The following is an 11,227-nucleotide window of genomic DNA, read 5'->3' on the forward strand; positions in this document are numbered from 1 at the left end:
ATTTAATATGTTTCTATGATAAATCCATAATGGTACGGTTTGTTGCCGTCAATCGTGTACTTATCCATTGTGCGGGCGCCCCAGCCATCGTCGCCACCCACGCCGTGGATGTTCAGGTCGATGTTCAGGTTGATGAAATCGCGCGTGAGAAGCTCGTGGATATGCTCGGCCTGCTCCAAATCGTCCTCGCCGTAAGGCCAGGTGCGGAAGCAGAGGGGTTGCAGGCCGGTGATCTTGATGGTTTCACCCGCGGGATTGCCGAGGGAGAGCCAGCGTACATCGCACCGGTTGGCATTGTCTTGCGGCACGATATAGTGGGTGATGAACCGGTGGAGCGGCAGGCGGTAAAGCCCGACGAATGCGGCGGTTTTGCGGTCGGGATAGTTCTCGAACTCGCCGCGGCCATACCAAGTTACTTCGTTCCTATCTGGGGCGAGGCACATCCGCATGCCAAACTTGGGCATGAGGGGGATGTTCTCTTTCTCGGGCTGGTAGGTGGCTTCGACTTGTATGCGACCGGTGCCGCTGACGGTGTAGCGCAGTCCGTATGCGGCGCCGATGGTGGGCAGGGACATGGAGATGTCTATGATAACCATGCCGTCCTTTGTGCTGATGCGGCAAGCGTTTACTACGCGCCCTTCGGCAGCGGTTTTCCATGCGCCGAGGCGGTTGTTGTAATCATTGCGCAGCTGTATGTTGGTGGCGGGTTTCCAGAAGTAGGGTTCGAGGGCGCCGCGCAGGTGCTCGGTTTCGTTTACTTTCCAACTGGTGAGGGCGCCGGTGGCTTTCTCGATGCAGAGCAATGCGGCTCCGGCGGTAATGTCGATGGTGCCGGGCGTTTCTTTATAGGTGGCTTTCCAGCTGTCAGTCGTGAGGACGGGGGCTTCGAATGGGCTGTAGGCGAATTGTTCTTTGGCCACAACGAAGCCTCTGCCGGCCCACAACGTGGGTGCTTTCAGAGTGGCGTAGATGTTGAGAAAGAGTTCGCCGGGGGCGTTCGGCTTCTCCGGAATTTCCAGTATATCGCCGCGCAGGGCGAGGGTGCTGCTGCCGACTTTCCGGCCGTCGCAAAGCCACTCGTAGCTGTAGTCGAACTCATCCAGCGCGGTGAAGTCGTAGGCGTTGATGAGCTTGATTTGCGATTCGCTTTGCTTGCGGAACTTGATGTATTGGTACACTTTCTGCACTTCGTAATAATGCGGGTTGGGCACGCGGTCGGGTGAGATGAGTCCGTTAATGCCGGTGGGGCCGTCGTGAGGATGATCGCCGAAGTCTCCGCCGTACGCCCAGAATTCGCCGGGCAGCAGGCTGAGTGCCGAGGGGTCGGCGGGATAGCTAAGCGGCGAGCCGTCGAGTTTCTTGGGGATTCCCTGGTCGACCCAACACCAGATGGCGGCGCCGAGGATACTGGGGTCGGCTTCGATAACGTCCCAGTATTCGGGTAGGTTGCCGATGGAGTTGCCCATGGCGTAGGCGTATTCGCGCATGAATACGGGGCGGGCGGTGATTTTCTCGCCCAGGGCTTTAAAGGCGTCAGGGCTGAGGTAGGCTTCGTCGTACACGTCGGAGACGGAGCGGTCGGTATCGTCGTACACGGGTCGGCTGGGGTCGAGGGTGCGAACAGTGTCGGCCATGGCGCGGAGGTTCATGCCGCTACCACCCTCATTGCCGAGCGACCAGAAGATGACGCTGGGGTGGTTTTTGTCTCTTTCGACCAAGGCCACGGCGCGGTCTACGTGGGCGAGCGTCCACCGCGGGTTATCGCCCAGGTCTTTGCTGCCCAGGCCGTAGGCGTGGCTTTCGTGGTTGGCTTCGTCCATGACATAGAGGCCGTACCGGTCGCACAGCTCGTACAACAGGGGCAGATGCGGGTAGTGCGAGGTGCGCACCATGTTGATGTTGGCCTGCTTCATCAGCTGGATGTCTTTCTCCATGGTCTGCGGGTCCACATAGAATCCGGTGCGGGGGTGATAGTCGTGGCGGTTGACGCCTTTCAGCTTGATGGGCTTGCCGTTGACTTTGAAGACTTCGCCCTGAATTTCGATTTTGCGGATGCCCCAGTGGTAGTCGAATGTTTCGAGTACGCTGTCTTTATCGCGCAGAGTGATGTTGACCTTATATAGATAGGGCTTTTCGGCCGACCAGAGACGGGGTTGTTTGAGTAGGTCGGAGAGTTCTACTTGTATTTCGGAAAGGGGCTGGACGGCTTTGAGGTGTCGATGCATCGTTGATGTGAGGCTTTCGCCGTCGGTCACGGTAACGAAGAGTTGCAGGTCTTTGGCTTTCTTCCGGCTTTGGTTCCTCAGCGATACATTGGCGCGGAATGTTGCGGTTTGCATATCGTCCGAGAGGTCGGTACTGAACATGTAATCGCGGATGTGTGTCTGCGGGCGCACCCACAATTCCACGGGGCGGAATATTCCGCTGAGGCGCCACATGTCCTGGTCTTCAAGGTAGCTGCCGTCCGACCAGCGGTACACTTCTACGGCGAGGCGGTTGGTGCCTGCGGTGACATAATCGGTAACATCGAATTCGGCGGGCGACATGGAGTTCTGGCTGTAGCCTACTTTCTCGCCGTTCACCCAGAGGTACATGGCTGACTTTATGCCCTCGAAGTGCAGGAAGAGGCGTTTGCCGTTCATCTGAGGCGTCACCTCGAACGTGGTTACATACGAGCCGATGGGGTTTCGGTTCTCGTAGCTGTAGTAGTGGGCGGGCGGTTCGCTCATCACTCTCGGCTCATCCTTCTGGAACGGGTAGGTTACGTTGGTGTAGATGGGTTTGCCATAGCCCTGCATTTGCCAGGAGCCGGGTACGGTAATCAGGTCCCATCCGTCGGTATTGTAATCGTTTTTGTAGAAGTCGACTGGGCGACTATCGGGGTCGGGCGACCATTTAAAGCTCCACTTGCCGTTGAGGGAGATGATTTCGCTGCACGCTTCTTTTCGGGAGGGCAGCGTGAGGGTGGCGTGGTAGGGCTCTTTGTTGATGCCGACTACCTGCGGGTTCTCCCAGGGGCGAGGCGCCCCGGCCAGGTTTGACTGCCGTCGATTTTCAATTCCTTGCGGGTGGCTGGAGATTGAGACAAGTAGTAGGGCTGCGATGATAAGGGTGTTCCTCATGTTCGGGTGGTTATTAGTTATGATTAATGTTGTGGGCGGAGGGGCTAAAATCACTTCGCTTCCATTATCACCACATCCCACGGCTCCAACTTCACAACGTCGCCCGTCTTCACGGTCTTGCCGGAAATCAGTTCCTTCGCTTGCGGATAGCTGTAGGTTAGTTCTCTCGCCTCGCCGCTGTAATTGAAGATGTAGCGGATGTTCTTGCCCTGTTTGTTCACGCCCGAGCGATGTATCACCGGGAATCCCTGATGCTCGGCAGAGATGACGCTTGCCTCCTCGGCCACTCGGCGCACCACGGCATCTAGAAGTTGTTGCGAGGGGTACGCGCCGATATACGTCAGCTTGCCTTTGCCATATTTGTTCTCGGTGATAACGGGCCATTTACCGAAGAACGGATGCTCGGCATAGGCCAGGGGGGTGGCCGTTTCGGTGATGAGGAACTCGTACCAATCGCTTATCTGCCCATTGCTGCCAAGGCCGAAGGCGTTGTCCTTCAGTGCCAGGTTGCCGATGGCGGAATACTCCTGGTAGTAGAATCCGCACGCCTTGCGCAGCGGCCCGGGAGCCAGCGTGGCGCGCACGGCCGAGTGTTCGTTGCAGTAGCCGCTCTTGTGCATCATCACCACGTGCCCGCCCGAGAGTACGAAGCGGTCGATGGCCATCAGCAGTTCGTCGGTGGCCACATATAGGGGTGGAACGACGAGCATATCGTATCCGCTGAAGTCGCTCACCTTGTCGCAGGGCAGAATGTCGGTCTCGATGTTCTGGAAGTAGAGCGCACGGTGCACCATGTCGATGGGGTAATTGCTTTTGTAGGTATGGGGCATGAAGCCGAGGGCGTGATAGGAATCGTGGCTGTAGAGGATGGCCACCTTGTTTGTCTTCTTGAGGTCTACGATGCGGCTGCCAATCTTCTGGAGCTCTGTGGCGGTGGTTTTGAACTCGTTGTAGATGCGGTTGGGCTCCAGGTCGTGTCCCAAAACGCCGCGCCAGTAGGTCTCCTGTCCGTAGTGCAGGGTGGCCCAATGCCAATATTCCACCATGTTGGCGCCCGAGGCGTAATGACCGTACACGTTTTGTCGCAGCTGGTTGTCGTAGGGCGGATATTGTCCGCGGGCGTCCCACCCGATGCCTTGGGCGTTGGTCTCCATAACGATGTAGTTGTTCCGTGCCACGGTGCGCACAAAGTCGCCGGCGTAGGCAATGCGCTGTCCGTCTTGCTTATCTTGCACATCGTGGTAGACGTTGATGGCGGGGTATTGCATTTGTCGGAAGCTCTCCACCTGGTCGATGTTGTGGAAGTCGGGCATGAAGCAATGGGTGACAAACTGGTCGGGACGCTTGTATTCGTTCACAATGTCGCACTGCCAGTTCAGGAAGTCGGCCACCTGTTTGCGGTTGTAGCGTTCCCACTCGTTCTTGTAAGAGGGGTTGGTCACTCCGTCGCGCACATAGAACTCTTCCCAGGTGTTGATGTTCATGCCCCAGTAGTTCATCCCCCACTCCTTGGTGAGCAGGTCGAGGTCGTTGTTGAAACACTCCTTGATGTAGTTGCGAAATCCGATGAAGTAATCGCGATTGTTCACCCCCCGTGCCTCGGTTTCGTTGTCCACCTGATAGCCAATAACGCCGGGGTGCTTGGCGTATCGCTCCAGGAGCTTGCGGATGATGCGCTCGCTATAGAACTTGAAGGTGGGATTGGTGAAGTCGATGTTCTGGCGGATGCCATAGTAGGCTTTGTTGCCGCGCTGATGCTCGGCCAGCACCTCGGGATGTTTGTGGGCAAGCCACGCAGGGATGGAATAGGTGGGTGTGCCCAGTATGACCTTGATGCCGGCTTGGTGCATTTGGTCGATGATGCGATCCATCCACTCGAACGCAAAGACACCCTCTTGTGGCTCGAAGATGCCCCAGCTGGATTCGCCCACACGAACAACGGTGAGGTTGGCGTTCTTCATCAGACGGATGTCTTCGTCGAGACGCTCGTAGGGCATGTACTCGTGGTAGTAGGCGGCGCCGTAGAGTTGGCCCTGAGACGGGGCGGCCAGGTTGCCATGCTGAGCCTCCATGCGGATGGAGGCAAGCAGGGCGAGGGATAGGAGAAGAATGAATCTTGCTTTCATGGTTGTATCGCTATGTATCGCTATCGGATTATTTATTGCGCGGATATTTCGCCGGTATCGACATCATTTCCTGAAGAAAGAGAGGGTCAACATCAAACTTGCAGGTCTCCCGGTTATATTGGCCTACTACCGGAACATCCCAAAGCATGGGGCACATGCCGCGCGAGTAAATCGCTTCGGTTACGGAGACGCAATAGAGCCTTACTACTTCCTGGGTTCTGTTGAGGGAGGAGCACGCGTATTCGCCTACGATTACGGGGATGCCCTTGTCTACGCAGTTCACTTTCAACGCTTCCATTGCATCGTTAAGCTCCTTGATTTCTTCGGGGGTACCCCACGATGGAACACCTACGCCCCATCCGGCGTCTTCACCGTTGCCCAGGATGGCAAAATTAGCCGGCGAATAGTAGTGTACGGTGAGTGCCAGGCGGTTGGCCGGGTCGTTGGGTATTTTGGTGAGCGGGTCGTAAGCGTAACTGTCGCCTGTGTTGTAGATTTCTACCAACAGGTGACGTTTGGCGTTGTTGCCGCCGGATGCCCTTACTATGTCGACAAAGAGTTGATTGAGGTCGTTTACATAACCGAAGGCTTTGGCTTTATCGACCTGGGTTCCGCCCCACGGCGTCCATATTTCATCGTAGCCGATTTCGTTCATGGGTTCAAACATCAGGTGGTCGCCGTATTTCTCGAAGCGTTTGCTGATTTGTTTCCACACGGAGGTGAATTTCTTTCTGTCTTCGGCGTCTGTTGCCGCTTTCTTTACCCATTCGTTTTCGTGGTGTACGTTTATGATGGCTACCATGCCGCAGTCGAGGGTCCAGTTGAGGATGGTTTCGACGCGATTCATCAGGTCGGGGTGGATTTGGTAATTGGGCTGCATCATGTTGCTCCAAGTCACTGGAATTCGGAGGGATGAATAGCCGGCTTTGGCGTATCCTTCAATCATTTTCCGGGTGATGATGGGGCTTCCCCAGCAGGTTTCGAAGTTGGACTGAACGCTTTGGTCGAACCAGTTGCCGCTTGCGTCCAGGGTATTACCGAGGTTAATGCCCAGGCCCATTTCATTAACCAGTTGCTGGGTGGTGAGGTTATCGCGCACCAGGAACTTTTCGGGTTCGGGGGCAGGTATTACTTCGTCACCGGCTGCCTGTTCGACGGGTATTTTATTTTCGGCTCCATTGGCGGTAACCATAACATTCGCTTTTCTGATTTCGTTCAATGGATTGGCTTCTACAGTTACTTTGTATTGATAGTTTCCGGGTACGGAGGTGAACATGGTAACTTTACACCATGTTTCTCTGCTTTCTACTTTTATTTGTGTATTTGCGGTTATATCCAGTATGGACGATCCGCCTTCTTTTTCGAATTTAAAGGAGGTTTGTCCTATCTCTACGTTGATCTTCTCTTCGTTGTCGGAGCATGCCTGAAGAAGGAGCATAATCATAAGCATATAACTTACCAGTGTTTTCATGTGAATTGGGTTTAATAGATTAAAAGATAATATTTATTTGTGTAAATCATCAGTACAGATACTTGTATGGCAGGGCATACGAGTATGATGTTGCGAAAATAGGGGTTTCAGGGGACATGTAGTTGTAGAAATGTTTCAGAAGAGAGATGTGTGGGGGCGGGATGTGTATCAAAATAGGGTAAGTTTTGTTATCTTACCGCGGAAATGTAGAAGAACCGTGGAAAATCCATCAGTTCTCCTGACATTCGGGTGCATTACAACTTAACCACCACCCTCTTTCCATTATACTCCACCGTCTTCCTCTCGCCATCCACACTTACTACATTGAACTTCCGTTCTTTCAGCATCCCTGCGAACTCTCCTTTGCGGCTTTCGATGGTGAGGGTACGGGCGCGGTCGTTCCATTTCATGGAGATGGTGCTGTATATTCCCTTTTCGTAATTGTAGTTGTCATTCTCGTCCTCGTACAACGTGAACTCGCCGTTGCTGCCGGGATATACCTTTATTTCGAGGTTATCCCATGGCTTCTCGGTGGTGTATTGTACTTTGGGACCAATCGGCAGTATGGAACCGGCTTTGACGTAAAGCGGCAGGATGTCGATAGGCGTATCTTTCGTGATATGTTGTCCGCCGGACTGTTTCTGGTTTGTCCAGAAGTCGTACCAATCGGCACCTTCGGGCAAGTAGATGCGGGTGGATTTAATGGTGCTGAAATCTTCTACGCTGATGGTGTCCGAAACCATTTTGGTGTACATCGGTTGGGTAACGGGGCATACCAACAGGGACTTGCCGAACATGTATTGGTTGTGAATGTCCCACACGTTGCGGTCGTCGGCGAAATCCATGGCCAGGGCGCGCATAAAACTTGACTGATTGGCGGTTACCTCCCACGAAGTGGTATAGATGTAGGGCAACAGGCTGTAGCGCAGGTGGATGAATTTCTCAACCGCGTCGTAAACCGGCTCGCCTTTTTGGCCGAATTGATAGATTTCGCGCGAGGCGCCCTCGCCGTGCGAACGCATCATGGGGCAGAATGTGCCGAACTGTACCCAGCGTGCATAAAGTTCGCGGTAGTCCGGATCGTCCAACATCAGCGGGTGTTGCCAGAGGAAGAATCCGCCGATGTCGCTGTTCCAGTGCGGAATGCCGCAGAGAGAGAAGTTAAGTCCGGCGGGTATTTGTTTCTCAAAGACTTCCCACGACGCGGTGATGTCGCCCGTCCACGTGTTGGCGCCGTAGCGCTGCTGACCGGCAAAGGCGGAGCGGGTAAGGATGAAGACGCGCTTGTCCGAGGTAACGGCGCGCTGGTGGTCGTACACTCCGCCCACGGTCATCAAGGGGTAGGCGTTGCGCACTTTGCGGAAGGAACCGAGATAGGTTGGCGTGTCGAAGTCTTCGGGTTTGGGGTGGAAATGGTCGGGCTCGGTAGAGTCCATCCACCAACCATCGATGCCGAGGGGCAGGAGGTTTTCATTGAGGTATTTCCAATAGATGTCGCGCGCTTTGGGGTTGTAGGCATCGTACACACGGGCGCCGGAGGGGTAATCCAGATTGGGCGGCCACATAAACGAGCCGGATTCGGGCCAAGTGCGGAAGTTGAAGAGCATGTTTTGTTTGTCCATCTCGCGGTAGGGCTTGGTACGCGGGCCGAAAGCCGACCAGATGGAGATAATGATATGGGCATTGAGGCCGTGTATGTCCTGCATCATCTTTTTGGGGTCGGGGAATTCTTCGTTCAGGAATTCCATGGCGTTCCACAGGTAGTTGTTGCCCCAGTACCGCCAGTCTTGGATAATCCCGTCGAGTGGAACGCCGAGTTCGCGGTATTTCTGCACCACGCCGACAATCTCCTTTTGGCTTTTGTAGCGCTCGCGGCTCTGCCAGAATCCGTACGTCCACAGGGGGAACATGGGTACCTGACCGGTGATGTGACGCATCTGGGCGACTACGCCATCGGCATTGCCGCCGTACATAAAGTAGTAGTCGATGCAATCGCCAACTTCGGACTGGAAGGAGGTTTCTTCGGCATTGTCTTTGAAGATGGTTGGTGAGTAATTATCCCAGAAGATGCCGTATCCTTTGACGGACTGGAAGAAGGTGATCACGTCTTCAAGATTGTCCTGGATAAGGCGTTTAGTTTGACCCCGTTGCGACATCTTGCCGTTTTGCAGTTGCCCCAGCCCGTAGATGGCTTCGTCTTTTTCGAGGGTGAATGCCTGATACACGCTAAATGTTTTCGTGCCGGCATCGTTGAAATCATCGAAGCGCGCACCTTTTTCTTTTTCTTCCAAAAGCGTCTTTCCGCCGGGTGTGGTAAAGGTTACCTGCCCGGTTTCTTCGTTGAGGTTAACGGTTAGCCGACTGCTTTTGATGGTCAACACATTGCCTTTCCGGCTGGTGGATAGCTTTACGTTCTCGGGCCGGGCGATAACGGAGAGGCTTTCTTTGGTGTAGCTCCACCCCTCGGGTGATTTGAGGATGCGCACGGTGGAGGGGGTGTAGAAACGGATTTCAACGCCGCCCGCATGGAAACCTGGCTGCCCCGCCTCGGGGCGGGCGTTGAGCCATTGTGCGGCAAGGATAAAGATGATAAAAAGGAGTTTCTTCATGGAATTAGTTTTTTAGACAAATCTAATACAAATCCCCTGTAGGCGACGGTGGCAAATGTTTCAGAAGGAAGGGGCATTTGTGTTAGTTAACAAAACTGACCCTACCATGCAACGTATCTGGTTCGTTAATTACCGGTGTGTTATACCGACACCACGAGCAGGTTATTAGTTGTTTTATCGTTTTCGCATTTTTAAGGCGCCGGTTTAGCAGCCCTACCCGAACACATAAACGAAAGGAAAACACAACAATATCCATCGTTTTATCACAAATTTCACCAAATTACCTGCATATAGTCAAAACAAAACAGGTCGAAAATCTTCTTTCCGGCAATCCAAGAAAAGCAAAATCCCTCTCTGAGTAGCTCTGAGGGGCATTGCCCAATGTTCTTTTTCGTGGTTTTCATTGCAAATAGCGGAAAAATACTAAAAATGAATCCGAAAACGCCTGATTTGCATCAGGGAAATTGCAATTTTGCTTCGTTTTGGTGCTAAAAAGCCCGGATTTTTGTATTACACGGCGGCGAGCGTGTATTACACGACGGGGTGCGTTGTATTACACGGCGGGTGGTTGCGTTGCGGTACGCCTTTCGCCGTGTAATACAACACGAGTCTCCGTGTAATACATGCCCGCCAAAATATCAAAATTTCCGGTTTTTGGGGCTGTGATTTTCCTTGCTTGCTTTTTTTATTTCAAAAAAGCAGGAGAGGTTTTTCTAAACGGGGCGTAAATGTTGATGTTTGCGAGATGTTACATTGATTATAATAACGGATATTTATAAACATTAACGACTCTATTAATACCCATTCTATATCATAACAAAACATACAATATACATTTAACAACTTTATGATTTTAACAACACCATCTGAACTGCGTTATTTTTATCACTGTGCTTTTGAAGGAAGAAATTACCGCAAGAAGCACAGTTAAAAAGCGAATTGACAAAATGACAATGCGTTAAGTTGCCTTTTATTTAAACACAAACCACAAACTCCCCTTAAAGGGCACCCAGTTCAACTGCATATTCTTCTGTCCCGAGGGGCCGAGTTGCTCCGGTTTCTGGAACTTCGTTCCGATGGCAGGGATGGCATACATAAAGCCGATGTTGGTTTCGGGGAATGGTGGCGCGGTATTATCGTTTCCGGCGCCCCGGGCGCGTTCGGGCCTGAGCATCTGGAAAAACAGATTCGGGTTGGAGGGTATCATGCTGAACGCGCCCTCGCTGGTATGCAAGGTCACGGCGCGACAGTCGGCATGGTAGCCTTTGAACTCGGGATAGCTCCACGATTCGCCGGTGACGGTGTTGTTGTACTCCTTGCGCCAATGGCCGAAGCGGGTGCCCTCCATGCGGTTCTTCCACACGCGGTAAGGGCCTTCGCCTATCCATTCCATGGCGCGGATGTTCTCTTCGGGGTAGTTGAGGCCGATGCCGATGTAGTCGACTTCGCCTTTCACACTAAAGGTATAGTCGAAGCGGGGTGGCTCGCCGGGGGCGAATACCCATCGCACCCACTGGCCGCCGTCGAACCGGGGTTCGACGATGTAGGTATCGCCTTCCTTATGGTGTTTGAAATCTTTCAGGGTGTTGGTAGAGGTTACGATGACGGGGCCGCCGTGCAGGGAGATTTGTCCGGCTGGGGTTTCTACGAGGTCGAGCAGGCCGGTGGTTTTGTTGAACGTCATTTGGGTGGCGCCGTGGGTGATGGTGAGGTGGCTATCATCTTCGGTGGCGGTGGCGGCAACGTGCCGCTGCGAGGTTTCCTGCGGGTCAAGACGTCCTCCCCCCTAACCCCCTCCAGAGGGCAGGGCTGTTAAGTTTTTAAATTTTTCTTCTGTTTTTGAGTACATTAGTGCTCCATAGTTCTTTAAAATGATTATTTTAGCATAAAAAAGAGATG

The 11,227-nt window shown here is 53.4% G+C and carries 5 protein-coding genes; all 5 read right to left on the bottom strand.

What is annotated here, in order from left to right:
* Nucleotides 1-2 precede the first annotated feature (2 nt).
* The 5 genes from D0T87_RS19545 to D0T87_RS19565 all read right to left on the bottom strand — a co-directional run bounded on the left by D0T87_RS19545 (nucleotide 3) and on the right by D0T87_RS19565 (nucleotide 11,012).
* Nucleotides 3-3,122 carry a glycoside hydrolase family 2 TIM barrel-domain containing protein gene (locus D0T87_RS19545; RefSeq protein ID WP_163177217.1) on the bottom strand — a complete coding sequence of 1,040 codons (3,120 nt, stop codon included), beginning with the start codon at nucleotides 3,120-3,122 and terminating at the stop codon, nucleotides 3-5.
* Nucleotides 3,123-3,172: 50 nt separating this feature from the next.
* Nucleotides 3,173-5,248, bottom strand: a complete 2,076-nt coding sequence (locus D0T87_RS19550; RefSeq protein ID WP_163177219.1) for a beta-galactosidase — start codon at nucleotides 5,246-5,248, stop codon at nucleotides 3,173-3,175.
* 28 nt (nucleotides 5,249-5,276) lie between these two features.
* Nucleotides 5,277-6,719, bottom strand: a complete 1,443-nt coding sequence (locus D0T87_RS19555) for a cellulase family glycosylhydrolase (RefSeq protein ID WP_163177221.1) — start codon at nucleotides 6,717-6,719, stop codon at nucleotides 5,277-5,279.
* Nucleotides 6,720-6,973: 254 nt separating this feature from the next.
* Complete coding sequence (locus D0T87_RS19560) at nucleotides 6,974-9,328, bottom strand: glycoside hydrolase family 31 protein (protein ID WP_163177223.1); 2,355 nt, start codon at nucleotides 9,326-9,328, stop codon at nucleotides 6,974-6,976.
* A gap of 970 nt (nucleotides 9,329-10,298) precedes the next feature.
* Nucleotides 10,299-11,012 carry a hypothetical protein gene (locus tag D0T87_RS19565; protein ID WP_163177225.1) on the bottom strand — a complete coding sequence of 238 codons (714 nt, stop codon included), beginning with the start codon at nucleotides 11,010-11,012 and terminating at the stop codon, nucleotides 10,299-10,301.
* Between the last annotated feature and the right edge of the window lie 215 nt (nucleotides 11,013-11,227).

The sequence above is a fragment of the Bacteroides sp. 51 genome, from assembly GCF_010500965.1.
GTDB lineage: Bacteria > Bacteroidota > Bacteroidia > Bacteroidales > Bacteroidaceae > Bacteroides.

Excerpts from the sequence above, each read along its gene's own strand:
- D0T87_RS19545 (WP_163177217.1), bottom strand. The coding sequence starts at position 3,122 with ATGAGGAACACCCTTATCATCGCAGCCCTACTACTTGTCTCAATCTCC.
- D0T87_RS19550 (WP_163177219.1), bottom strand. The coding sequence starts at position 5,248 with ATGAAAGCAAGATTCATTCTTCTCCTATCCCTCGCCCTGCTTGCCTCC.
- D0T87_RS19555 (WP_163177221.1), bottom strand. The coding sequence starts at position 6,719 with ATGAAAACACTGGTAAGTTATATGCTTATGATTATGCTCCTTCTTCAG.
- D0T87_RS19560 (WP_163177223.1), bottom strand. The coding sequence starts at position 9,328 with ATGAAGAAACTCCTTTTTATCATCTTTATCCTTGCCGCACAATGGCTC.
- D0T87_RS19565 (WP_163177225.1), bottom strand. The coding sequence starts at position 11,012 with ATGACGTTCAACAAAACCACCGGCCTGCTCGACCTCGTAGAAACCCCA.